Origin of the sequence: Marinobacterium sp. xm-a-152 (genome assembly GCF_013282965.1) — a bacterium.
Lineage (GTDB): Bacteria > Pseudomonadota > Gammaproteobacteria > Pseudomonadales > Balneatricaceae > Marinobacterium_E.
On sequence record NZ_WBYI01000005.1, the window covers coordinates 147,918 to 173,700 of the forward strand.

A 25,783-nucleotide genomic window follows, 5' to 3' on the forward strand; every position below is an offset into this window, starting at 1 on the left:
AATTTAACAGAAATCGAACGTTTAGTGTATGTCTTTCCAGTACTCTTTCTTCAATGCAAACGCGATAAAGAAGAAGAAGAACAAGAAGATCAATACGTTCGTACCGATACGGTGCGAATCTGCTTTAGACGGTTCCGCCATGTAAGCCATGTAGTTAACAAGGTCGTAGATCACCTTATCGAACTCAGCAGGCTCAAGTGAACCAGTGCCATTATCGACCGTTAGACAGCCTGGTTTAGCGACACCTGTTAGTGGATCGATTTCAGACTCTAAACCACGGTGCAGCAGCTCTTCCTGTGAACAACGAAGTGTCACTGTACCTTGAAGATCTTCCAACACATTAGGCATACCCACATCTTTAAAGACGGCGTTGTTAACACCCCATGGGCGCGACTCATCTTTGTAGAAGCTCTTAAGGTAAGTGTATACCCAATCTGGACCACGTAGACGTGTCTCTAGCGTTAGATCTGGTGGAGGATTACCGAAGAATGTTGCCGAATCAGAAGACTTCATAGCGATCGTCATCTGCTCACCGATCTTCTTGTCACCGAAGATGAGGTGCTCCTCAACCAGATTCGCAGGGATGTTTAGATCCGTCGCTGAACGCTCGTAACGCTGGTACTGAGCTGAGTGACAGCCAAGACAACGGTTAACAAACGTCGCCATACCACGCTGCAAAGAGGCTTCGTTGGTACGATCCAGTTCAATATGTTCCAGTGGCATTTTTGCACCACCAGCAGCCAAAGCTACTGATGGGATAAGGGCCACTACTAGAGTAAGTAGAAACTTTTTCATTAGCCTGTCACCCTCTCTGGTACTGGTTTAGTGCTTTCCATGCGTGTGTACCATGGCATTAGGATAAAGAATGCAAAGTACAAAGCAGTACAGATCTGAGCAAGCAGAGTACGCTCTGGCGTTGCTGGAATCGCACCTAAAACACCCAGAATGACAAAACAGATCGCAAATACGAGCAACCAGATTTTAGACAACCAGCCTTTGTAGCGGATCGACTTAACTGGGCTGCGATCTAGCCAAGGCAACACGAACAGGATCGCAATTGCAGCACCCATTGCAACGACACCCCAGAACTTAGCATCCAAGCCAAACAGTGGGAAAGTAATCGCACGCAGGATTGCATAGAAAGGTGTGAAGTACCAAACCGGTGCAATATGCTCAGGCGTTTTCAGCGGATTCGCAGGCTCAAAGTTTGGCTTCTCTAGGAAGTAACCGCCACCCTCAGGGAAGAAGAATACAACCGTACAGAAAACAAACAGGAAGACGACAACGCCGACAATGTCTTTAACTGTGTAGTAAGGGTGGAAAGGGATACCGTCTAGAGGTACGCCATTCTCATCTTTCTTCTCTTTGATCTCTACACCGTCTGGGTTGTTAGAGCCCACTTCGTGTAGCGCGATGATGTGAAGTACTACAAGCGCTAAAATGACGATTGGCAGTGCAATAACGTGCAGCGCGAAGAAGCGGTTCAGAGTGATACCTGAGATCAAGAAGTCACCACGAATCCACTGCTGCAGATCAGCACCTACGACAGGAATAGCACCGAATAGCGATACAATTACCTGTGCACCCCAGTAAGACATCTGTCCCCAAGGAAGTAGGTAACCCATGAACGCTTCAGCCATCAGCGCTAGGTAGATGGTCATACCAAACAGCCACACAAGCTCACGAGGCTTACGGTAAGAGCCGTACATCATGCCACGGAACATATGTAGATAGACAACTACGAAGAAGGCCGATGCACCGGTAGAGTGCAAGTAGCGCAGCAACCAACCGTATTCAACATCACGCATGATGTATTCAACAGAGGCAAAGGCACCTTCAGCGCTTGGGTTGTAGCTCATTGTTAGCCAGATACCCGTTAGGATCTGGTTAACTAGAACCAATAGAGCAAGAGAGCCAAAGAAGTACCAAAAGTTAAAGTTTTTTGGTGCGTAGTATTTTGCTAGGTGATCATCCCAAAGTGCTGTCGCTGGGAAACGATCATCGATCCAGCCCATGAAGCCTGGATTACCCTTATTGCGTGAACCAGCCATTATGCAGTCTCCGTATCGACACCGATAACAAGCGTATTGTCATCAAGGTAAGAGTGAGGAGGAATGACCAGGTTAGTCGGTGCAGGAACACCCGCATAAACACGACCAGACAGGTCAAAACGAGAACCGTGACATGGACAGAAGAAACCGCCCAACCACTCAGGACCCATATCATCTGGAGCCACTTCAGGGCGGTAAGTTGGTGAACAGCCCAAGTGTGTACAGATACCAACCATTACCATGATCTCTGGGCGCAAAGAGCGAGCAGAGGTTCCTGGAATGTATTCTGGCTGCTGAGGTTTCTCTGAACTTGGATCAGCCAACTGGCCGTTAAGTTTTTCTAGGTTCGCCAATGCTTCTTCAGTGCGTCGTACAACCCATACAGGCTTACCACGCCACTCAACAATCATCTGCTGACCTGGCTCTAGCTTGCTGATATCCGCCTTAACAGGTGCACCAGCGGCTTTCGCCTTGGCACTAGGATTCCAGGAAGCGACGAAAGGTACGGCTACTCCAATTGCGCCCACTGCACCCGCTGCAGATGTAGCACCAATTAGAAGTCGACGCCGGCCTTTATTTACGCCGTCATTGCTCATCAACTACTCTCCCTTAATTGGTCTAATCGAGGGATCACCTCAAATAGACGGAGCGAAACGAAAGATAAAATCCGTTTAACATGAGATCTCGAACTATCGGATTGAGACCTCTATCTGGCGCGAAATGGTAAAGAAAAGACCCTATTTTTTCAAGGTGACAGGTCAAGGAAAGGCCCGCCAATAGTCGTATTCAGGGGTGTTTAGAGAGACTAAATAATCATAAGGTTATAACGAAAAAAAACCCAAGCGATTGCTTGGGTTTTTTTGTGGCTGTAGAGCCGAAAACGAATTAACGTTTTGAGAACTGTGGTTTCTTACGTGCTTTACGTAGACCCACTTTCTTACGTTCAACTTCACGAGCGTCACGAGTAACGAAACCAGCTTGACGAAGTGTAGGACGTAGAGTCTCATCGTACTCCATAAGAGCGCGAGTGATACCGTGACGGATAGCACCAGCTTGACCGAAACCGCCACCGCCAGTAACCGTTACGTATACATCGAATTTCTCAGCAGTTTCAGTCAGTTGAAGTGGCTGCATCACGATCATACGTGCAGTTTCACGACCGAAGTACTGCTCAAGAGTACGGTTGTTGATAGAAACAGAACCAGTGCCTGGACGCAGGAAAACGCGGGCAGTGGAAGTTTTGCGACGGCCAGTGCCGTAGTACTGAGTAGTTGCCATTGTTCGTTTTCCCTTAGATGTTCAATTCTTTAGGCTGCTGAGCAGTGTGCGGATGTTCCGTACCTGCATATACTTTCAGCTTGCTGTACATCGCACGACCTAGAGGGCCTTTTGGCAGCATGCCTTTAACAGCAAGTTCAATCGTACGCTCAGGGAAAGTCTGGATCATCTTATTGAAGTTTGCTTCTTTAAGACCACCCGGGAAACCAGAGTGACGGTAGTACATTTTGTCGTTACGTTTGTTACCAGTAACGTGTACTTTTTCAGCGTTAACAACGACGATGTAATCGCCAGTATCAACGTGCGGAGTGTATTCCGCTTTATGCTTACCGCGTAGGCGGCGAGCGATTTCAGTTGCTAGACGACCAAGGGTTTTACCTTCTGCGTCAACAACGTACCAGTCGCGTTTTACTTCGGCTGGCTTAGCGCTAACAGTGTATGACATTGTATTTTCCTACTATAAGTCTCGAATCAAAATCGAGGATAGATCCCGACTTACCTTATAATTATTCGTTGTGTGGTAATCACAACCTTCCATTCCGCAATTACGCGGAGCGCGGATTATACAGGAATTTATGCTTATAAAACCAGTGTAAATTGAATTTTTTTTAGGTGGTTGGAAGCGTTGCTTTAAGCTCTGGAAAACCGCCGATAGGGTCGTGTCAGGCTGAAGCCAGACACGGACAGGTTGTAGATAGCACATTCGGTGACTGGCTTCAGCCTGTCACCCGCTTTCAACTTACGCTCTATGCTCTCTCGCCAGGTACTCATGCGACTGCATCTCAAGCAGTCGAGATTTGGTTCGTTCGATCTCAAACTCCAATCGACCCTCTGTGTAGATCTCATGAATGGGCTTTTCGGCTGAGATAATCAACTTCACACCGCTGTCATAAAACTCATCGACTAGGTTGATAAAGCGACGCGCTGCATCATCATTGGTACGCCCAAGCTGTGGAACATTACTTAGGAGTACAGCATGGTAGAGTTTCGCCAACTCAATGTAGTCGTTTTGTGAGCGCGCCCCTTCACACAGCGCACTGAAGTCAAACCAGATCACATCCTCACAAGCTTTACGAGCCGTTAACATGCGGTTGTTGATCTCAATCGACAGATTCTCTTCTAACTCTTCAAGATCTGGTGCCAAACCATTAAAGCTCTTCTCAAGCGACTCATCAGCACCATCATCCAGTGGCCAGTGGTAGAGTTCAGCTTGCTCAAGTGTTCTTAAACGGTAATCGATGCCACTGTCGACGTTCACGACCTCGGTGTACTGATTAAGCAGCGCAATGGCTGGCATAAAGCGCGCACGTTGCAGACCATTCTCATAGAGACCATCAGGCACGATGTTGGAGGTCGCTACAAGAGAGACGCCGCGGGCAAATAGCTCTTCAAGCAAGCTACCCAGGATCATCGCGTCGGTGATATCAGAGACGAAAAACTCATCAAAACAGATAATCCGCGTCTCTCTCGAGTACTTTTCAGCGATGGTAACCAAAGGGTTTTTAGTGCCATCTAAAGCTTTCAGCTCAGCATGGACTCGCTGCATGAAACGGTGAAAGTGCGTACGCATCTTTCTCTCGAAGGGCAGCGTGTCATAGAAGGTATCCATCAAGTAGGTCTTACCACGACCCACACCACCCCAGAAATAGAGACCTTTAATCGGCTCCACCTTCTCTTTCACCACTTTTTGCTTAAGACGACCCAGAAGTCCTGGAGCCGGCGCATTCTCAGCTTCAATTAGCTGATCATGAAGTCGCTGCAAGTGTTCAACGGCCATCTCTTGAGTGGCGTCGTATGAAAAGTCGTCGCGCTGCAAATCCTTTTTGTAGCGCTCTAGTGGAGTACTCATTGGCAATAATGACCTATTAATCCTTCAATCTCGGCGCGAACTTTACTGATGTTGCCTCTCTATTTCAAATTCAGCCGATAACAATTGGTAGTAGGAAGGCTGTTAATAGACCGGTCAATCCCATCGCCAAGCCAGCAAAAGCACCGGCTACTGCACCCACCTCCAACGCTACGGCCGTGCCAAAACCATGGGAGGTCAAACCCAATACGAAGCCTCGAACAGCCTGATCCTCAACTCGCATTCGCTTAAGAATGATCGGCACCAAAATACTACCCATCACCCCGGTCACTAACACCAAAGCAGCGGCCAAGGAGGGTAACCCTCCAATCTTCTCCGCAATACCCAAAGCGATAGGCGATGTAACTGACTTCGGTGCTACTGACATCATGGTTTCAGCTCGAGCATCAAATAGCCAAGCCACACCAACTGCAGAGAGTGAGGCCACCAGTGCACCCACTGCACTGGAGACTAATATCGGCAACCAGAGCCTACGAATCTCATCAAAATATTGGAACATCGGTACTGCCAGCGCCACCGTCGCAGGCCCGAGTAGGAAGTGAATAAACTGAGCACCTGAGAAATAGGTCTCATAAGGTGTTCCGGTCACCAACAACATAAGAATCAGGACAACCATGCTGATCAAGACAGGATGTAAGATGGGCGAACGATCTGCACGTTGATAGAGCAAATTCGCCAAGGTAAACACAGCCAAGGTCAACACAATCCATATCAGAGGTCGGGCAGCAAAGTAGACCCAAAAGTCGGTTCCTATAATCACTTCTCACCCCCTACCCGCTTCATTAACCACTGAAACAGAGCCGCCGTCACAATTGTCGCCAGAATGGTCGATATCAATAGAGCCAATAGAATGATCCACCACTCGCTGGCCAGTAGATCAAAGTGCAGCACCAATCCCACACCAGCAGGTATGAACAGAAGCGCTAAATTCGATAGCAATCCATCGCTGGTGATTTTAAGTGAATCTGGAATACGGCCGAGCCCTAACAGACCAAACAACAGCAGAACCAAACCGATGACAGGACCCGGTAGCGGCAACCCCAATACAACAACCAGCGACTCACCCAACAGCTGAAATGCCAGCAGTATTAAAAACCCTTGAATCATAATGCACCTCCAAATTTAAAGCGTATCACGATCGCTAATTCCGAATAACAAAATACATTTTACTTTGTAAAAATAGAGAGTTTGAAACAAAAAAACCCTGCAGTGCAGGGCTTTTATAAGTGAGTTCTCTTAACTTACAAAACCAAACGACGAATATCGCTTAGCAATCCGTTAAGATCTGTTAGGAATCGACCCGCATCGCCGCCGTTGATCGCACGGTGGTCATACGACAGGCAGAGTGGCAGCATCAAGCGAGGCTCAAACTCCTTACCATTCCAACGCGGCTTGATATCCGCTTTAGAGACACCCAGGATAGCCACTTCAGGCGCATTCACGATAGGGGTGAAACCTGTACCGCCGATACCACCAAGACTAGAGATTGTGAAACACGCTCCCTGCATCTCATTTGGCTTGAGCTTACGATCCTTCGCTTTACCCGCCAGCTCAATCGCTTCATTAGAGAGCTCGTAGATACTCTTCTTGTCTGCATCCTTGATAACAGGAACCATCAGACCGTTAGGGGTATCAACCGCAATACCAATGTTTACAAACTTCTTGTAGACAATGTGCTCACCATCCGCATCCAGAGAAGCGTTAAACTTCTGATGACGCGTTAGTGCAATCGCAGCCGCTTTGATCAAGAAAGGAAGTGGTGTCAGTTTCACACCCTGCTTAGCCGCTTCATCCTTCATCTCCTTACGGAAAGCTTCAAGTTCGGTAATGTCAGCATCATCAAACTGAGTCACATGAGGGATGTTCAACCAGCAGCGAGACATATTGTCACGGGTGATCTTATCGATCTTGCTTAGCTTAACTTTCTCGATCTCACCAAACTTACTGTGATCTACCGCAGGAATTGCAGGTATACCACTTCCACCAGTCACCGCGGTAGCAGGAGCTGAATCCAACTTCTGTAGCGCACCTTTAACGTAGGCTTGAACATCCTGCTTAACAATACGACCCTTGCGGCCAGAACCCGTTACTTTGGAGAGATCCACACCATACTCACGCGCAATGGCGCGAACGGCAGGACCAGCATGAACTGAGCGATTACGCTTCTCTAGATCCACTAAATCCGTTGTTGATGCAACTGGAGCTGGTTTCTCAGGTGCTGCTGACTGCGCTGGAGCAGGCGCTGAAGCCGCTGGTGCAGGTGCAGAAACAGGAGCTGCTGCAGGAGCAGTGCCTACCACCTCAAGCTCTAATAGAAGATCACCTTCGTTAACTTTATCGCCTTCGCTGATCTTCATCGATTTAATGACACCAGCCGCTGGTGACGGAACTTCCATTGACGCTTTGTCGGTCTCAAGCGTAATCAGGCTATCGCCTTCAGCGACACTATCACCCTCTTTGACCAACACCTCGATCACATCGACATCCGATGCACCACTTAGATCTGGGATTAATACAGACTCAACGCCGCCTGTCGGTGCCGCTGCAACAGGCGCTGACACTTCAGCAGGTGCCGCAGCAGGTGAAGCTTCAACAGGTGCTGATACTGGCGCAGCTGCACCGGCTACTTCAAGCTCGATCAGTAGATCGCCTTCATTGACCTTGTCACCCTCGGCAATCGTTAGCGCTTTAACGACACCCGATGCTGGAGAGGGAACTTCCATAGAAGCCTTGTCTGTCTCTAGAGTGATTAGGCTATCACCTTCAGACACCGCATCACCGACAGCGACCAACACCTCGATTACATCCACATCAGATGCACCGCTCAGGTCTGGAATTAGAACCTGTTCGATAGTCGACGCAGCCGCCACTGGAGCAGCCGACTCTACAGGCGCAGAGACTGGCTCAATCGATTCTGGCTCAGCAACGGCTGCTTCAGCCGGTGCAGACTCAGAAGAGGCAATCTCAATTTCCATTAACAGATCGCCCTCATTGACTGTGTCGCCTTCTGAAATTGCCATCGACACAATCTTACCTGCTTGCGGTGAAGGCACTTCCATAGAGGCTTTATCGGTCTCTAGTGTAATCAGGCTATCGCCCTCAGCGACCACATCCCCAGCAGCCACAAGTACTTCAATCACATCAACGTCAGTTGCGCCGCTGAGATCTGGAATGTTTACAGTAATAGTACTCACAGTTATCTCCTTACGAATTCTTCAAAGTTCTCAATCGACTTAAACCGTCCAAGGTGCTGGTTTATCCGGGTTGATGTTGAACTTCTGAATCGCGCTAGCGACAACTGAAGCTTCGATTTTGCCCTCTTCCTGAAGTGCCTTAAGCGCTGCTACAGCGACGTAGTAGCGGTTAACTTCGAAGAAGCTACGCAGTTTGCTGCGAGTATCTGAACGACCGAAACCATCAGTACCCAGTACTTTGTAGCGACGTGGAATGTATTCACGAAGCTGATCAGCATACATACGCATGTAATCTGTAGAAGCGATAACGGGACCCTCGTGACCTTTCAAAGATTGCTCTAGGAACGATTCACGTGGCTGCTCCTCTGGGTGAAGCATATTCCAGCGACTCACTTCCATCGCATCGCGAGTCAGCTCGTTGATCGATGTTGTGCTCCAAACATCGGCCTCAACGCCAAACTCCTCACGAAGGATGGTGGCACCTTCGCGCACTTCACGAAGGATTGAACCACAACCGAACAGCTGAACACGAAGGTCCGCTTTCTTACCCTCTTCAAGCAGGTAGATACCTTTAACAATTCCCTCTTCGGCTCCTACTGGCATTTCTGGATGCTGGTAGTTCTCATTAAGGGTAGTGATGTAGTAGAACTTGTTCTCTTGCTCTTGATACATACGACGCATGCCGTCTTGCACAATCACCGCAACTTCATAGCCGTAAGTTGGGTCGTAAGAGATACAGTTTGGAATCATCTGCGCCATCAGGTGTGAATGACCGTCCTGGTGTTGCAAACCTTCACCATTTAACGTCGTACGACCTGAGGTTGCACCAATCAAGAAACCGCGCGCTTGTGAGTCACCCGCCGCCCAAGTCAGGTCCATAACACGTTGGAAACCGAACATTGAGTAGAAGATGTAGAACGGAATCAATGTGCAGTTACTGTTCGAGTAAGCTGTCGCACAAGCCAGCCATGCAGAGAATGCACCCGACTCGTTGATACCCTCTTCAAGGATCTGACCTGACTTGCTCTCTTTGTAGAACATGATCTGGTCATGGTCATGCGGTACGTACTTCTGACCTTCAGAGGTGTAGATGCCCAACTGACGGAACATACCTTCCATACCAAAGGTACGTGCTTCATCAGGGACGATCGGCACGACTCGCTCACCAAGATTCTTATCTTTAACGATAGAACTTAGCACACGGTTAAATGCCATCTGTGTTGATAGCGAACGTTCGCCACTCGATTTAAGCTGACCTGCGAAGGTATCCAGAGCAGGCACTTCAAGCTGTTCAAACTCAGTACGACGAATTGGGTAGAAACCACCAAGTTTCTTACGCGCACCCAACATGTACTTCATCTCAGGTGAATCTGGACTTGGGCGGTAGTATGGCAGCTCTTTTAGCTGATCATCTTCAACTGGAATATTAAAGCGATCACGGAAATCTTTAAGATCATCCAGTGCCACTTTCTTCATCGAGTGAGTATCGTTTTTCGCTTCACCCGATTTACCAGTACCGTAACCTTTTACAGTTTGAGCCAAGATAACCGTTGGCTGACCTTTGTGCTCAACCGCAGCCTTGTAGGCAGCGTACACTTTGTATGGGTCATGACCGCCACGGTTAAGGTTCATGATATCGTCATCAGACATATCCTTAACCAGCTCAAGAAGTTCAGGGTATTTACCAAAGAAGTGCTCGCGTGTGTAAGCACCGCCGTTCGCCTTCATGTTCTGAAGTTCGCCGTCGACCACTTCGTCCATACGCTTCTGCAGTAGACCCGTCTTATCGCGCTCAAACAGCGGATCCCAGTGACGACCCCATAGACACTTGATGACGTTCCAACCCGCACCGCGGAAGACACTCTCTAGCTCTTGAACGATCTTACCGTTACCACGAACCGGACCATCCAAACGCTGCAAGTTACAGTTAACAACGAAGATAAGGTTCTCTAACTGCTCGCGACCAGCCAGTGAGATAGCACCCAAGGATTCTGGTTCATCACACTCACCATCACCTAGGAATGCCCAAACTTTACGATCACCACGTTTAACCAAATCACGTGCAGACATGTAACGCATCACGTGTGCCTGGTAAATGGCTTGGATTGGACCTAGACCCATAGAGACGGTTGGGAACTGCCAGAAATCAGGCATCAACCAAGGGTGTGGGTAAGACGATAGACCATTACCATCAACTTCACGACGGAAGTTGTCTAACTGCTCTTCAGTCAGACGGCCTTCAAGGTAAGCACGTGCATAGATGCCTGGTGAGATGTGGCCTTGGAAGAAGACCATATCAGCATCTTGCTCGCCTTCGTTACCACGGAAGAAGTGGTTAAAACCGATATCATAAAGTGTTGCTGAAGATGAAAATGAAGAGATGTGACCGCCAAGTCCCTCATCGTTGTCATTCGCTCGCATCACCATCGCCATCGCGTTCCAGCGGATGAAGGAACGGATGCGGCGCTCCATAAATAGATCACCAGGAAGAGGCGCTTCGTTCTGTGGCGCTATAGTGTTTTTATAGGGTGTGCTCAACTCTGAACAGTTTTCAACACCTAACTCAGCCGCTTTGGCACCCAATTTTCTAAGAAGGTAAGACGCTCGATCGCTGCCTTCATGTTGCGCAACTGACTCTAATGCCTGAAGCCACTCATCCGTTTCAATTGGGTCGATATCTTCAATGATTTCGTTCACAGTACTCTCCCTTTTGCGCCATTTCCGTTGACGCTTGGACCTTGTAAAAAAGGTACCTGGTTGATCGTTTGAAGCGCAGTCAATCTGCGTCTAGCTTTGATTTATGTAAAAACACTACACAGGCACTCGACTTTAGTCCAGAGATATTTCAGATTTTAGCGACAAGTGTAGCACTATTACGACAACGCCCTCTTTTTGCTACGGATAATTGAAAGTTTTTACGCATATGCGAAATAAATAACCAATTTAATTCAATAGTAACGTTTTGTTATATGAAAAATTGAGTCTATTTGGAGTATCCTTTGCCATACTTATTTTTTTGATGTCAGGACTCTCAATGACAACCAGCGCCGATCTTTTATTACTGCTTGAGCGGGTCTTCTCAACCGTATTTCCAATCATTGCCATAGTCACTGCTGGCTACCTTTACGCAAGAAAGGCAAATCCCGACTTACAAGTCGCAAACCGCATCAACATGGATATCTTTTTGCCGGCGCTTATATTCAGTGTTATGGCTGGAAAGAGTTTTGATCTGTACGCACACTTAGATCTAGCGTTAGGGTCGATCGTCATGGTGCTAGGTGCAGGAATAGTGATGAAACCGGTTGCGAAGCTTCTGGGCATCTCTTCTAAAACCTTTGTTCCGCCAATGATGTTCAACAACTGTGGCAACCTAGGTCTGCCTCTAGCACTTCTGGCTTTTGGGGATGCCGGCCTTGCCGCTTTTGTGGTGATGTTCTTAGTGAGCAACCTGTTGCACTTCAGTCTGGGCATTCATATTGTTGATGAGAACGCCAAACTCACAGGGCTTTTTAAGAATCCGATTATCTTATCAACCTTTGCTGGATTAGCTTGGGCGCTATTCAAATTGCCATTGCCTACATGGCTGGCTACACCCATCGATATGTTGGGCCAGATATCGATTCCATTGATGCTGTTTGCATTAGGGGTAAGGATGATCAGTGTCGATCTAAGCCAGTGGAAGATCGGTGTCTATGGAGCCATCTTTTCACCATTAAGCAGCCTAGTATTCGCGATACCCTTTGCTTGGATTATGGGTCTCTCTAAAGAGTTCACCGCCTACATTGTGTTATTTAGCGTACTGCCACCGGCGGTTCTGAACTATATGTTTGCTGAGCGCTACAATCAGCAACCTGAGACGGTTGCTTCTATTGTACTGATCGGAAATTTAGCCAGCCTGGCATTCATTCCTCTCACACTCTTCTTCGTACTTTAATCAGGTTTAGGAGGCCCCTCTGGAGCCTCCTAAGCACTATTCGTTATTCACTCATAGGTTTAGCCGGTTCAAGAAGAATGTATTCCACATTTTTCTCAACGGTGGCGACACCTATTCCACGAACTGCTGTGAGCGCTTCAACAGAGTTAAACGGACCATTCGCATCACGGTAAGCAACAATCGCTTCAGCTTTAGATTGGCCAATCCCATCCAAAGCATCCGCCAGCTCAACGGCATCTGCTGAATTAATGTTAACCGGATAACCTGCCATCGCAGTCGATGAAAACAGTGTAAAGAAGAGTGGTGCTAGAACTCGTGTAGAGAGAGATTTGATGTTCATAGTGAACCTCCATGTCTTATTTGAAATGAGAGCAATCCTTACTCTCACTATTCACACTAGACCATGGATCAAAAAACACCAAAAAATATTTATATTTTTTCGCAGTAAGGTGTCTGGCTTCAGCCTGACACCACTTTAACAGCGGTTATCTAGTAATGAGTGTCATTTGAAAGAGGTGTCAGGCTAAAGGCCAGACACCTCAAAGTGTTTACCTTGAACCTAAAGCCAAATCTACTTCTGACTGCACCGCAATGGCCGCGGCTTTAGGATCTTCTGAACCGGTTATTGGACGCCCAACCACCAAATAGGTGCTACCTGCAGCGATTGCTTCAGCAGGTGTCATGATGCGACGCTGATCACCGACTACAGAACCCGCTGGGCGAATACCTGGAGTCACAAGCTGGAACTGATCGGAGGCTTGAGCTCTGATTGCAGCCGCCTCTTGTGCTGAACAGACCACGCCATCAAGTCCTGAACTCTCTGTCAATGTGGCTAAGCGCTTAACCTGATCAATGGGATCGATATCCAAACCCATCTCGGCCAGATCGCTGCGCTCCATACTCGTTAGCACGGTCACCGCAATCAAGGAGGTACGTTGCGGCCCCTGGCTACGCTTCTCAACCTCTTCACGAGCCGCTTCCATCATTCGACGGCCGCCACTGGCATGGACATTAACCATCCAGACCCCCAGCTCGGCTGCAACACCACAGGCTTTTGCAACGGTATTGGGGATGTCATGAAACTTAAGATCCAAGAAGACTTCAAAACCGAGAGCGTGCAGACGTTCAACCACATCAGGCCCACAACGAGTAAATAGCTCCTTACCCACTTTGACACGAGAGACCTCAGGATCTAACTGCTTAGCCATCGCAATGGCGCTATCAGCTTCTGGATAATCTAGGGCAACAATAACGCGTTTGTTATCTTCAATGGACACTCTATTCACCTTCTAAACCTTGGATTGGGCGGATACTACCCCATCGCTTACAACTTGGACACTGCCAAACTAAACTGCGTGCTGCATAACCACAATGACCACAGCGGTAGACCGGTTTTGACATCTCGAGCTGCTGCGTCAACGACCGCAAATTCAACAGACTCTCTCGTGCACTGGATGAGCCATGCTCAATATGCATATCAATTAGGCGGTTAAAACCTTTTACTGATGGGCGACTCTTCAACGCCTCAGTGATAAATAGGCCCGCAGCAAAAACCCCTTCCCTATCTCTTTTCAACTCAGCCAAGGCAAGCATCACGCTGGTTGAGGGGTACTGCTTCATTAAGTCATTTAGATACTGGCTCAAACCAAGCTCATCACCTAAAGCGTCAAAACATCGCCTGAGTGGATTGAGTGTTTCTGGTATAAACAGTGGGTCTTGATCGGCAATGCTTTGCAAGGCTCTAATCGCCGAACGCCATTGCGACTTCAACATGAATACTCGAGCTGAGATGAGATTGGCTCGAACACACTTTGCATCGGTAGACAACGCAAACTCTAACTCTTTAAGTGCAGGGTCTAATTCACCATTAGAGATGTGATTTTGGGCAAGCTCACAGTGATAGTGTGAGAGCTCATTAACAAGCTCTATACGGTTTTTCTTTGGCAAAATATCAGCACTTTGCAGCGCCCGATGCCACTCACCCTCTTGCTCATAGAGACGGATTAGCAGAACGATGGCGCGATATCTTAATTCTGGATAGTCGGTCTGTTTGGCTAGAGGTGCAGCAGCGTCTTCTGCACGATCTAGCAAGCCTAGAGCAAAAAAGTCTCGTGCTAAGGCCAATTTCACACGCTGACGATCATAAACTGAGAGATCTTTACGCTTTAACATGCGCTCATGAATTTGAACGGCACGATCGATATCGCCTTTACGCCTCAGCAGCTTGGCCAACGCAATGTGTGCCGGCAAATTGTCAGAGTTAACCTCAAGGGCATGAATGAACGATTCGATCGCCTCTTCCGTTCGGTTATCAATGAGGTGATCAAGACCTGACAGATAGGCTGGTGGTAGTGCTTGATTGCGACGATCTTTTCTTTTCAGGCGTCGATTACCCAGGTACCAACCTATGGCAACGGCAATCAGTAGAAAGAGAAAAATTAGGTAGGGGGAGTTGGCACTCATTCTGCGCCTCGTTGAACCTCACGATTCAACGTCTCAATCTGTTGCTCAGCATTACGCAACTTACGAGCCGAATTGAGCAATTTAGCACGCAGTGTCAGCACTCGTGCACTGGTCAATAGAATACCGACTAACAGGCCGACAACCATTGAGATGATCAACCAGATCGATAGGCTTGCTTCGGGTAGCTTCACCCAGACCAAATCAATGACGACGGGTGTTGTATTATGAATGGTGAGAACAATGCCCGTTAAAAGAACCAACAGAGCAATCGCTGACGTGATAAGAAGTTTAATCGCTCTCAAACTTAATACTCATCTTTCAAGCTTGCATTCACTTGCTCGCGCAGCTCTTTGCCAGGCTTAAAGTGTGGTACATGCTTGGCCGGCAGAGAAACGGATTCACCCGTTTTTGGGTTGCGACCGACGCGGGGGGCACGATAGTGAAGTGAGAAGCTTCCGAATCCGCGAATCTCAATACGCTCGCCATCGGCTAAGGTATCAGCCATTTGAGTTAACATGATTTTCACTGCCAACTCGACATCTTTCACAGAGAGTTCCGGATGTTTGTCTATTAGGCGTTCGATCAGCTCAGACTTAGTCATACCCACTTCCTATCGATACTGAAAACAGGGTAATAAGCTCACCCTGTTTTCTATCACTCTTTCTTACCCATCTGCTCTTTGATGAGATCACCAATCGTCGTTGCGCCTACATCCATATCTTTTGGAGCAGACTGAACCGCTTTAAGTGCTTCTTGCTGCTCTTTGGCTTCAATCGCTTTAACTGACAAGAAGATAGAACGATTACGACGATCAACATTGATCACAATCGCTTCAACACTATCACCCACAGAGAGCTCTGCAGATAGATCTTCAGTTCGTTCACGGGCAAACTCAGCCACTTTCAAAATAGCGTTTAGACCTTCAGCCACTTCAATTTCAGCTTGACGAGCATCCACTGCTACAACCGTACCGGTAACTTTAGAGCCCTTACCGTTCGCTTCAGCAAAGCTGCTAAATGGATCAGAGGCAAGTGCTTTAATGCTCAGAGAGATACGTTCACGCTCTGCATCCACTTGCTGGATAACCGCTTCAACCGTATCGCCTTTATTGAAACGTTTAACGGCCTCTTCGCCAGACTCATCCCAAGAGATGTCAGATAAGTGAACTAGACCGTCTACACCACCATCTAAGCCGATGAAGATACCGAAGTCAGTGATTGAGCGGACAGTACCAGAAACTTTGTCACCCTTATTCGTTGACGATGCAAAGGCATTCCAAGGATTTTCGCGGCACTGTTTAATACCTAGAGAGATACGGCGGCGCTGTTGGTCGATATCGAGAATCTGAACTTCAACCTCATCGCCAACCTGAACAACTTTAGATGGGTGGATATTGCGGTTAGTCCAATCCATCTCTGAGACGTGAACTAGACCCTCCACGCCCTCACCGATCTGTGCAAAACAGCCATAGTCAGCAAGCTTAGTCACCTTAGCAGTAACGCGCTGACCCACAGTATAGTTTTCGATAGCCGTAGTCCAAGGATCTGCAGCCAACTGCTTCATACCTAGGGATACGCGCTTACGCTCTTGATCGTAGCGAAGAACCTTAACGTCGATCTCATCACCAACATTAAGCATTTCACTTGGGTGTTTGATACGTTTCCAAGAGATATCGGTAATGTGAAGAAGACCATCGATACCGCCAAGGTCAATGAACGCGCCGTAATCAGTAAGGTTCTTAACAATACCTTTAAGCGTTGCGCCCTCTTCCATCTGCTCAAGCAGCTTCTCGCGCTCTTCGCTGTTGGCCTCTTCTAGAATCGCACGGCGTGACACAACAATGTTGTTGCTCTTCTCATCGAGTTTAACAATTTTAAGCTCTAGATCTTGATCATCAAGATGGCTGGTATCGCGCAGTGGGCGAGTATCCACCAAAGAACCCGGTAGGAAGGCGTTGATGCCGTTAACCATAACCGTTAGGCCGCCACGGACACGACCACTGATGCGACCAGTAACCGTCTCGCCAGCTTCATACGCTTTTGCAAGAACAGCCCATGCTTCTGCACGCTTGGCACGTTCACGCGAAAGTTTGGTTTCACCGAAGCCATCTTCTAGGGATTCAAGCGCCACTTGCACTTCATCACCAACAGCGACTTCAAGCTCACCTGCAGCGTTTTTAAACTGATCGATGGGAATAACCCCATCTGACTTAAGACCCGCTGTTACAACAACAAAGTCATTTTCAATACCTACTACGGTTCCAGTAATGATGGAACCTGGTGTCATATTGACCTGTTCAAGACTCTCTTCAAACAGATCTGCAAAGCTTTCGCTCATGGTCTAAGCCTCAGTTTACGGAGTGCTAACGCAACCCTTTGTGGCGTGCTTGTTCTAGCACAGTTTTCATAACTTCATCGATAGACATAGATGTACTATCGAGAATCACGGCATCATCGGCTGGGCGAAGTGGCGCAACCGAACGGTTCATGTCACGATCATCTCGCGCACGAATATCTTCTAATATAGTTTCAAGGCTAGCACTCAGCCCCTTATCTATCAACTGCTTATAACGACGATCCGCGCGAACCTCTGCGGAGGCATCCAAGTAGATCTTCAACGGTGCCTGAGGAAATACAACGGTTCCCATATCACGTCCATCGGCCACCAAGCCGGGGGATTGAGCAAAATCGCGTTGACGTTTCAACAGTGCAGAGCGCACTTCAGTAATAGCGGCCACTTTAGAGGCATCGTTACCTATCTGCTCCGCACGAATAGCATGAGTGACCTCTTCACCTTCAAGTAAAATAGTCACCTCATCGCCCTGTTCAGAGGCAACAAAGCGCACATCGAGATGCTCAGCCAACACCTGCAGTGCCTCTACATCACTAAGATCAACACCATGATGGTTCGCAGCCAAAGCCGTCAGGCGATACAAAGCCCCGCTATCCAACAAGCTCCAACCAAGCTCCTGCGACAGCAATCGACAGATCGTACCTTTACCTGAACCACTTGGCCCATCAACGGTAATGATAGGGCATGAATTTTCATTATTGAGTGGATCCATCCACTACTCCTCAATCAATTTAATACCGACCCTTCGCGCCTGATCAATCAGTTCAGGAAAGGCGGTACTGATTGCTCGACATCCGTTAATTCGGATGGAACGATCAAAACGTAAACTTAACATCAGTAGAGCGAGTGCAAGTGCTGGGTGCTCTGCAGCTTCCAACTCACAGGGACGCCAATCTGAAACCGGCGAAATAGTGACATCAGTCTGTGACATACTGATGTCGGCACCCGCTTTACTTAACTCATCCACTGTCGTCTTGAATAGGGCTCTCTGTCGTTCTGGAATTCGATCGATACCTAATATAGTCGAATCACTCTGAGCAGACGCCATCGCTAACAGCAGTAGAGGGAGATCATCCCCAACCGAGGCCAACTCAGATGAGAGGCACTCGATACCTGATAACAACGAGGCTTTTACCTCTAAATCAGCGACCGGCTCACCGCCCGCATGACGATTGTTATTCAGCGCAATGTGCGCACCCATGCGTTCAAGTAGACGCAAAGAGTGAAGTCGAGTGGGATTCGCACTGACATTTTCAATAACCAGACTCGACTCTTGTTGTAAAAGAGCACCCACCGCGAAGGCGAAGGCGAAACTCAGATCCGCTGGTACCTGAACCGAACAGGCTTTTAGCGAAACGCCCGACTCGATAAACAGTCGACGTCCCTCTCTCACCAATTGAACACCAAAGGCATCTAGGAGACGTTCAGTGTGATCACGCGTCGTATTCGGCTCATAAACCTCTAATTCAACACCCGCACTGATGGCCGCCAACAATAATGCACCTTTAATCTGAGCACTGGCATGGCTTGGCGCATAAGTAATCGATTTAAAGCGCTGACCACCCTTAATAGTGATTGGCAGCGAGCCTGTATTACTGTCGATGGAGGCACCCATCTGTGTCAGTGGATCGATAATCTCTTGCAGCGAGATCTTGGATAACTGCTCACTGCCCGTTAACCTCACATCGAAGTCTTGAGCAGAGAGTAGACCTAACAACATTCTTAACGAGGTCATTGAGCTACCAAAATAGAGAGGCGCTGACGGCGCTTGCAGTCCATTTAGACCCACACCAAACACTCTTACTCTACCTTGGTGTGGACCTTCGATAACCACGCCCAGATCACGGAAGATCTGAATCGTTGCTAGAGTATCTTCACTCTCAATTAACCCCTCGATCTCGGAGACACCCTCGGCAATCGCTGCCAACATAATGGCGCGTTGCGAGATTGAACGATCGCCGGGCACTCGTAACTCACCGCTCAACTTAGCCGTGGGAGATGAGACCAGCGTATCAATGGCATCACCTCTGAGCTCAGCATAGCCAGCACGCTCTAATACCAAAGAGAAATGTTCACGGGAGGCTTTAGCACGGGTAAAAATGCCCAATAAGCGTAGACTGTCACCCTGATCAACAGCAGCTCTTAGATCTTGCACACCCGTCATAAAGCGATCTATCTGCTCTAGCAACTGCTCACGGTTGGCGAAACAGACGTCATGCCACATGGTCGGATCACTGGCTGCAATTCGGGTAAAGTCTCTAAAGCCACCGGCCGCATAACGAAAGATATCGGTACTCTCAGCTTCTGCTGCTAAGGTATCTGCGAGTGAAAAAGCTAAGAGATGAGGTAAATGGCTGGTCGCCGCTAAGACCTGATCATGACGCTTAGGCTCCATTTGAACCACTTCAGCACCAATTGCCTGCCAGACTCGGGCCAGAGTTAGCGTCGCTTCGCTAGAGGCTCCCTCAGGAGGCGTTAAGATCACTTTTTTATGATTGAAAAGATCCGTTTGCGATGCCGATACACCACTTTTCTCTGCGCCCGCTATCGGGTGGCCAGGTATAAATCCTGTTGGCAGACCCTCAGGCCAAATAGCTTTAGCCGCTTCAAGAATATTCAGCTTTGTACTGCCAACGTCGGTTAAGATCGCCTCAGGCTTAAGCCAAGGAGCGATCTGCAGCATCACCTTCTCTATCGCTTTGACTGGAACGGCCAATAGAATGAGATCAGACTGTTTTACCGCTGATTCAAGATCCGTTGCGATGCTATCAACCACATTGAGAGCCAACGCTAGGTCGCACTCCTCTTGATTGAGATCGAAACCGATCACATGCTGAACGCTAACCAACTCTTTTGCAGCACGCGCAAAAGAGCCGCCGATCAGACCCAGTCCAATGACTAATAGGCGCTCAGCTTTAAACGACATTAAGCAAGCGCCTCAGCTAGGGCTTTCAAGAAACGAGCGTTTTCGTGCTCAAGACAGATACTGACCCGAAGATGATTAGGGAGTCCGTAATTGCCAACTGGGCGCGTAATGACACCCTCCAATAACATGGATTGGTAGATCGGCATGGCAGGCTGCTGCAAATCGATCAAGACAAAGTTGCCCTGACTAGGAACATAGCTGACACCCAATTCAGCGAGCCCTTCGGACATCTGTTTAAGGCCCTGCTGATTTACCTCTTGGCTTCTCTTCAGGTATTCAGAATCCGAAAGAACCGCTTGAGCTGCTGCCAATGCCGCAATACTGACATTAAATGGCTGACGAACACGGTTTAACAGATCGGTAACGGCGACTGAAGCATAAGCAAAACCACAACGAAGCCCTGCTAAGCCCCAGGCTTTGGAAAAGGTTCGAGTTACGATTAAATTATCGAACTCATCAGCCAGCAACAGTCCGTTCGGCATACTTTCGGCCGTTAAATATTCGGTGTAAGCCTCATCCAAAACCACTATAACCTGCTCAGACACACGAGCCATGAACGCGCGAAACTGGTCTTCAGAGAAGACCGTGCCGGTTGGGTTATTGGGGTTGGCTAAGAAGATAAGACGCGTCTTGTCAGTAATGGCATTAGCCATAGCGTCTAGATCGTGACCATACTCTTTGGCTGGGGTAACTACGGACACGGCACAGCAGGCCTGAGTCACCAGCGGATAGACAATGAAAGCGTATTCTGAGTAGATCACCTCATCGTCAGGACAAACAAACACCCTAGCGATCAGCTCGAGTAGATCATTGGATCCATTACCCAGGGTTAAACGATCCTCTGCTAGTCCATAATGAGCCTTCAAGGTGCGTTTTAGCTCTGTTCCCGACGCATCAGGGTAGAGCGTTGCATCTTGTAGACTATCAATAGCTGCTTTAAGTGCGATAGAGCTTGGGCCCAAAGGGTTTTCATTACTGGCCAGTTTGATCGACTCAGTAATCCCCAGCTCACGCTCAAGCTCTTCGATGGGCTTCCCTGGTTGGTAAGGTGTTAACTGTTGAACACCCGATACTGCTAAAGTTTTTTGATCTACAGACACGATTTTAGTTCCTAAAAAACCGCTTTGGGAAAAAGACCCAGGTAGTGAAAGTTAAGTTCTGGCCCCAACAAAGACTGAAGCTGTTCAATCGACCTAGCGCCATCAAGCTCCATGTAGGTTAGGGATCCATCGGTGATATTTCGCTTCGAATCAGTAACCACTGATTCGGCACTCTCAACAATCAATGCTGTTTTATCATCGCCCGATGCCGAAACCTCTTGATGCCCTAACACTAAAAAGGCCTCATCCCCATGGAGAGTTACCTCACCAACAACGTTTAACTGATGAGTCACCAATAACGACAAGACCTCAGGCAATCTATTTACTGAAAGAACCGCGTAGTGCAACGCCCCCTGCGCTAAGCTCAGCAAGGTTTCCGATGCACTAGCGAATGCAATAGGCTCAACCGAGTGACCAAATTGTTTCAGAGCAGCTTGCTCAGTATCTAATTCAGAGGTTGAAACAAACCCAACATTCATACGGTGCTCATGCGCCAGACAGACCGACATCACCTCTCTGAACAGACGTGCAATCTCCTGATCAGGAAGTGGTCCCTGATTGCGCTGCATCGCTTTACGAAGCACCTGGGCTTCTCGCTCTGGTCGATAAAAAACCGGCGAATTTGCACCAAAGTTATGCTTAATATCAGCCACTCTTTGGGCACACTCAGCACGCTTGTTCAACAGAGCATGAATCTCTTGATCAATCTGATCGATCTCATCACGCACCTGTGTCAGCGCCTCATCTTGAGTCAGCCCCTGGTAGAGATTCTGCTGATCCATTGTTAGCCTCGGCGCTTTTCGAAATCAGCCATAAAATCGATCAGTGCATCAACCGCTGCTTCGGGCACAGCATTGTAGATGCTTGCACGCATACCACCGACAGAACGATGCCCCTTAAGATTCAACAACCCGGCCTCTTCAGATTCGGCCAGGAAGGCTTTATCCAGAGCAGAATCCGCCAGTGTGAACGGAACGTTCATGATCGAACGGTTTCGCACAGCAACTGGGTTGGCAAAAAAGTCACTTGCATCAATCGCAGCATAGAGTTTAGACGCTTTGCGATGATTCAATTCCGCCATTGCAGACAAACCACCCTGGCGCTTAATCCACTGGAATACTAAACCTGACAGATACCAGGCCAGTGTCGGCGGCGTATTGTGCATCGACCCTTCAGCAGCGTGAACCGCATAGTCGTACATAGTCGGCGCTGTACTTAAGGGATTGCCTAATAGATCTTTACGCGCGATCACAACCGTTAAGCCGGCAGGTCCGATATTCTTCTGAGCACCCGCATAGATCAAACCAAAGCGTGAGACATCAACAGGCGCAGAGAGTATGTCCGAAGACATATCAGCCACAAGCGGCACGTCACCCGCGTCTGGAATGTAATCAAACTGAACGCCGCCAATGGTTTCATTGGTGGTGTAGTGAAGGTAGTTAGCCGTCGAATCAATAGAGAGATCAGACTGCAGCGGCGCTTCACAAAAGTTTGATGACTCAGTTGAGGCAGCGATAGAGACATCTGCAAAACGCTTTGCCTCTTTGATCGCTTTTTTCGACCAAACACCCGTGTTGATGTACGAGACCTTGCCACCTTGTGACAGATTCATCGGCACCATACCAAACTGACTGGTCGCGCCCCCTTGAAGGAACATGACAGCGTAGTCGTCACTGATGTTCATCAGATCACGCAAATCCTGTTCAGCCCCTTCAGCAACGCTAACAAACTCAGCGCTACGGTGGCTCATCTCCATAATAGAGAGGCCTTTGCCATGCCAATCCAACATTTCAGATTGGGCGATTTCTAGTACTTCCGTTGGCAGCGCTGCAGGGCCAGCGCTGAAATTAAATAGACGATTCATTTAATAGGGGTTCCGAGCCTCAATTACTCTTCTTCGCTGCCGTCGGAATCATCAGACTCCTCTTGTGCAACTTGACTCTCTTCTGATGCATTAGTTTCTGTTGAGTTACCCTCTCCAGCTGCATCAGTCGCATCTTCATCCTCTTCCGGCTCTTCGATTCGAGCGATACCGATCAGAGTCTCATCATCCGCTACGCGAATGAGTCGGACACCCTGGGTATTTCGACCGAGTGAGGAGATCTCAGAAGTACGGGTACGAACCATGGTGCCAAGATCACTGATCAGCATGATGTCATCGCCATCAAATACCTGGACAGCACCGGCCAACGCACCGTTACGATCGGTGCACTGCATAGCAATGACACCCATACCGCCACGACCACGAATTGGGAACTCTGTGATCGCTGTCTTCTTACCATAGCCTTTCTCAGAAGCAGTCAGCACCTGACCACCCTCCTTAGGCACCATCAATGAGATCACTTTAGCGACATCATCCAACTTAACGCCACGCACACCGCGAGCGGTACGACCCATCTCACGAACATCTGTTTCATTGAAGCGAATCGCTTTACCCGCAGAGGTCACCAGCATCACATCGTCGCTACCGTTTGTCAGTGATGCACCGATTAGGCGGTCACCTTCAACGATATCCAATGCAATCAGACCTGTACTGCGTGGGCGAGAGAAGGCCGATAGACGGGTCTTCTTCACGGTACCATTGGCTGTCGCCATGAATACGCAACGCTCATCATCAAACTCTTTAACAGGAAGAATCGTGCTGATGCGCTCACCCTCTGCCAACGGCAGAATATTGACCATAGGTCGACCACGAGCGGTACGGCTTGCCTGAGGGATCTCAAACACGCGCAGCCAGTAGACCTTACCGAAGTTGGTGAAACACAGGATCGTATCGTGACTGTTAGTCACCAGCAGATGCTCGACAAAATCTTCATCTTTCATTGCTGTCGCAGACTTACCTTTACCGCCGCGACGTTGTGCTTGGTAGGCCTCAAGCGGCTGTGTCTTCGCATAACCACCGTGCGAGATAGTGACAACCATCTCCTCTTCGGTGATCAGATCAGCAATGGTTAGATCCTGCATAGACGCAGTGATCTCAGTGCGACGCTCATCTGCGTACTCTGCAACCAGCTCGTTCAACTCTTCAGTAATCACTTCCATCAAACGAACGTGTGAGCCAAGAATCTCTAAAAGCTCTGCAATACGCTCGATAAGATCGCGGTACTCTTCAATCAGCTTTTCGTGCTCTAGACCGGTTAGACGGTGTAGTCGCAATTCGAGAATCGCTTGCGCTTGAGCTGGCGATAGGTAGTAGCTGTTGTCACGCAGGCCGAACTGAGCTTCCAAACCTTCTGGACGACAGGCATCTTCACCTGCACGCTCTAGCATATCCAACACCTGACCAGGCGCCCAAGCGGTCGCAATCAGCGCCTCTTTTGCCTCCGCAGGGGTTGGGGATTTCTTAATCAGTTCAATGACAGGATCAATGTTTGCCAGTGCGATCGCCAAACCTTCCAAGATGTGGCCACGCTCTCGCGCTTTACGCAGTAGGTAAACCGTACGACGTGTGACAACTTCGCGACGGTGACGAACGAAACACTCAAGCGCCGTTTTCAGATCCAATAGACGCGGTTGACCATCAACCAACGCCACCATGTTAATACCAAACACGCTCTGCAGCTGTGTCTGCGCAAATAGGTTATTGATGATGACATCAGGCACTTCACCACGACGCAACTCAATAACGATACGCATACCATCTTTGTCTGACTCATCGCGAAGTTCGCTGATACCTTCGATCTTTTTCTCTTTGACCAGCTCAGCGATCTTTTCGATCAAGCGCGCTTTGTTGAGCTGGTAAGGAATCTCGGTGATAACCAGCATAGGACGACCGTTTTTCGGGTGCTCCTCAACGTGGTGTTTTGCACGAACATAGATACGGCCACGACCTGTTCGGTAGGCCTGCAAAATACCTGCACGGCCATTGATAATACCGCCCGTCGGGAAGTCTGGACCTGGGATAAACTCAAGCAGTTCATCGATAGTAATATCCGGGTTCTCGATCAGTGCCAAACAGCCTCGAACCACCTCACCTAAGTTGTGGGGCGGAATGTTCGTCGCCATACCTACCGCAATACCCGCTGAACCATTGACCAACAGGTTAGGCACACGAGTCGGAAGGACCGCTGGAATCTTTTCGGTACCGTCGTAGTTATCGACGTAATCGACCGTCTCTTTATCCAGATCCGAAAGAAGCTCGTGAGAGATCTTCTTCATTCGAATTTCGGTGTAACGCATTGCCGCAGCAGAGTCACCGTCCACCGAACCAAAGTTACCCTGACCGTCTACCAGCATGTAGCGCATAGAGAAGTCTTGCGCCATACGAACGATCGTATCGTAAACCGCGCTGTCGCCGTGAGGGTGGTATTTACCGATTACATCACCAACCACACGAGCGGATTTTTTGTAGGGTTTATTCCAATCATTACCCAGCTCATTCATCGCAAACAGCACACGACGGTGAACCGGTTTTAGGCCGTCACGCGCATCAGGTAGTGCACGGCCGACGATCACGCTCATTGCGTAATCTAGGTAGGACTGCTTCAGTTCGTCTTCGATATTTACCGGAAGAACTTCTTTGGTTAGGTCACCCATTATCTGGCGTTCCTTTTAGTCTTCTGTTCGCACCGCCACCCGGTGCAAAAATAAAGTCCACATCATAACACAAACAATTGAA

Annotated in this window: 23 protein-coding genes; 1 reads left to right on the plus strand and 22 read right to left on the minus strand. The window is 48.6% G+C overall.

All coding sequences use genetic code 11. The features are described 5' to 3' along the window. Positions 1-21: 21 nt before the first annotated feature. From XMA152_RS06360 to aceE, 10 genes are all read right to left on the minus strand, one after another. A complete protein-coding gene (locus tag XMA152_RS06360) occupies positions 22-795 on the minus strand; it encodes a cytochrome c1 (RefSeq protein WP_173481297.1) in 774 nt (257 codons plus the stop codon). Next, complete coding sequence (locus tag XMA152_RS06365) at positions 795-2,051, minus strand: cytochrome bc complex cytochrome b subunit (protein ID WP_173481298.1); 1,257 nt, start codon at positions 2,049-2,051, stop codon at positions 795-797. Before XMA152_RS06365 ends, XMA152_RS06360 begins: the two co-directional genes overlap by 1 nt. Continuing rightward, positions 2,051-2,647: a ubiquinol-cytochrome c reductase iron-sulfur subunit gene (petA, locus tag XMA152_RS06370; protein ID WP_173481299.1), complete on the minus strand. Its 597-nt coding sequence runs from the start codon at positions 2,645-2,647 to the stop codon at positions 2,051-2,053. Before petA ends, XMA152_RS06365 begins: the two co-directional genes overlap by 1 nt. 289 nt (positions 2,648-2,936) lie before the next feature. Continuing rightward, on the minus strand, positions 2,937-3,329 hold the full coding sequence (gene rpsI, locus XMA152_RS06375; protein WP_173481300.1) for a 30S ribosomal protein S9: 393 nt from the start codon (positions 3,327-3,329) through the stop codon (positions 2,937-2,939). A 13-nt stretch (positions 3,330-3,342) separates the two neighbouring features. Further along, positions 3,343-3,774 (minus strand): 50S ribosomal protein L13, encoded by a 432-nt coding sequence (gene rplM, locus XMA152_RS06380; protein WP_173481301.1) that lies wholly within the window; start codon positions 3,772-3,774, stop codon positions 3,343-3,345. 294 nt (positions 3,775-4,068) lie between these two features. Then, a complete protein-coding gene (gene zapE, locus XMA152_RS06385) occupies positions 4,069-5,178 on the minus strand; it encodes a cell division protein ZapE (protein WP_173481302.1) in 1,110 nt (369 codons plus the stop codon). A gap of 70 nt (positions 5,179-5,248) precedes the next feature. Continuing rightward, positions 5,249-5,956, minus strand: coding sequence for an LrgB family protein (locus XMA152_RS06390; protein ID WP_173481303.1), 708 nt, complete (start codon positions 5,954-5,956; stop codon positions 5,249-5,251). Beyond that, positions 5,953-6,303, minus strand: a complete 351-nt coding sequence (locus XMA152_RS06395) for a CidA/LrgA family protein (protein WP_173481304.1) — start codon at positions 6,301-6,303, stop codon at positions 5,953-5,955. The genes XMA152_RS06390 and XMA152_RS06395 overlap by 4 nt, the downstream gene beginning before the upstream one ends. Before the next feature lie 134 nt (positions 6,304-6,437). Next, positions 6,438-8,390: a dihydrolipoyllysine-residue acetyltransferase gene (gene aceF / locus XMA152_RS06400; RefSeq protein WP_173483076.1), complete on the minus strand. Its 1,953-nt coding sequence runs from the start codon at positions 8,388-8,390 to the stop codon at positions 6,438-6,440. A 39-nt stretch (positions 8,391-8,429) separates the two neighbouring features. After that, entirely contained in the window at positions 8,430-11,087 is a 2,658-nt protein-coding gene (gene aceE / locus XMA152_RS06405) for a pyruvate dehydrogenase (acetyl-transferring), homodimeric type (protein ID WP_371813288.1), read from the minus strand. A 337-nt stretch (positions 11,088-11,424) separates the two neighbouring features. On the opposite strand from aceE, the gene XMA152_RS06410 reads away from it, so the two are divergent. Further along, a complete protein-coding gene (locus XMA152_RS06410) occupies positions 11,425-12,324 on the plus strand; it encodes an AEC family transporter (protein WP_173483077.1) in 900 nt (299 codons plus the stop codon). Positions 12,325-12,367: 43 nt separating this feature from the next. Here the strand turns inward: XMA152_RS06410 and XMA152_RS06415 are convergent, their stop codons facing one another. From XMA152_RS06415 to gyrA, 12 genes are all read right to left on the minus strand, one after another. Continuing rightward, entirely contained in the window at positions 12,368-12,664 is a 297-nt protein-coding gene (locus XMA152_RS06415) for a ComEA family DNA-binding protein (RefSeq protein ID WP_173481307.1), read from the minus strand. 208 nt (positions 12,665-12,872) lie between these two features. Further along, complete coding sequence (gene pyrF / locus XMA152_RS06420) at positions 12,873-13,601, minus strand: orotidine-5'-phosphate decarboxylase (protein WP_173483078.1); 729 nt, start codon at positions 13,599-13,601, stop codon at positions 12,873-12,875. Between the two features lies 1 nt (position 13,602). After that, a complete protein-coding gene (gene lapB, locus XMA152_RS06425; RefSeq protein ID WP_173481309.1) occupies positions 13,603-14,787 on the minus strand; it encodes a lipopolysaccharide assembly protein LapB in 1,185 nt (394 codons plus the stop codon). After that, the gene (locus XMA152_RS06430) at positions 14,784-15,089 is read right to left on the minus strand and encodes a LapA family protein (RefSeq protein WP_173483079.1); all 306 of its coding nucleotides are present in this window, start codon (positions 15,087-15,089) and stop codon (positions 14,784-14,786) included. Before XMA152_RS06430 ends, lapB begins: the two co-directional genes overlap by 4 nt. A gap of 2 nt (positions 15,090-15,091) precedes the next feature. Further along, positions 15,092-15,388, minus strand: coding sequence for an integration host factor subunit beta (locus XMA152_RS06435; protein ID WP_173481311.1), 297 nt, complete (start codon positions 15,386-15,388; stop codon positions 15,092-15,094). 53 nt (positions 15,389-15,441) lie between these two features. Then, a complete protein-coding gene (gene rpsA / locus XMA152_RS06440) occupies positions 15,442-17,124 on the minus strand; it encodes a 30S ribosomal protein S1 (protein WP_173483080.1) in 1,683 nt (560 codons plus the stop codon). A 25-nt stretch (positions 17,125-17,149) separates the two neighbouring features. Next, positions 17,150-17,851: a (d)CMP kinase gene (gene cmk / locus XMA152_RS06445; RefSeq protein WP_173481313.1), complete on the minus strand. Its 702-nt coding sequence runs from the start codon at positions 17,849-17,851 to the stop codon at positions 17,150-17,152. Between the two features lie 3 nt (positions 17,852-17,854). Further along, complete coding sequence (locus XMA152_RS06450; RefSeq protein ID WP_173483081.1) at positions 17,855-20,065, minus strand: prephenate dehydrogenase/arogenate dehydrogenase family protein; 2,211 nt, start codon at positions 20,063-20,065, stop codon at positions 17,855-17,857. Next, positions 20,065-21,165 (minus strand): histidinol-phosphate transaminase, encoded by a 1,101-nt coding sequence (gene hisC, locus XMA152_RS06455; protein WP_173483082.1) that lies wholly within the window; start codon positions 21,163-21,165, stop codon positions 20,065-20,067. The genes XMA152_RS06450 and hisC overlap by 1 nt, the downstream gene beginning before the upstream one ends. Positions 21,166-21,176: 11 nt before the next feature. After that, positions 21,177-21,947, minus strand: a complete 771-nt coding sequence (gene pheA, locus XMA152_RS06460) for a chorismate mutase (RefSeq protein ID WP_173481316.1) — start codon at positions 21,945-21,947, stop codon at positions 21,177-21,179. Between the two features lie 2 nt (positions 21,948-21,949). After that, a complete protein-coding gene (gene serC, locus XMA152_RS06465; protein WP_173481317.1) occupies positions 21,950-23,029 on the minus strand; it encodes a 3-phosphoserine/phosphohydroxythreonine transaminase in 1,080 nt (359 codons plus the stop codon). A 23-nt stretch (positions 23,030-23,052) separates the two neighbouring features. Next, the gene (gene gyrA / locus XMA152_RS06470; RefSeq protein WP_173481318.1) at positions 23,053-25,701 is read right to left on the minus strand and encodes a DNA gyrase subunit A; all 2,649 of its coding nucleotides are present in this window, start codon (positions 25,699-25,701) and stop codon (positions 23,053-23,055) included. Between the last annotated feature and the right edge of the window lie 82 nt (positions 25,702-25,783).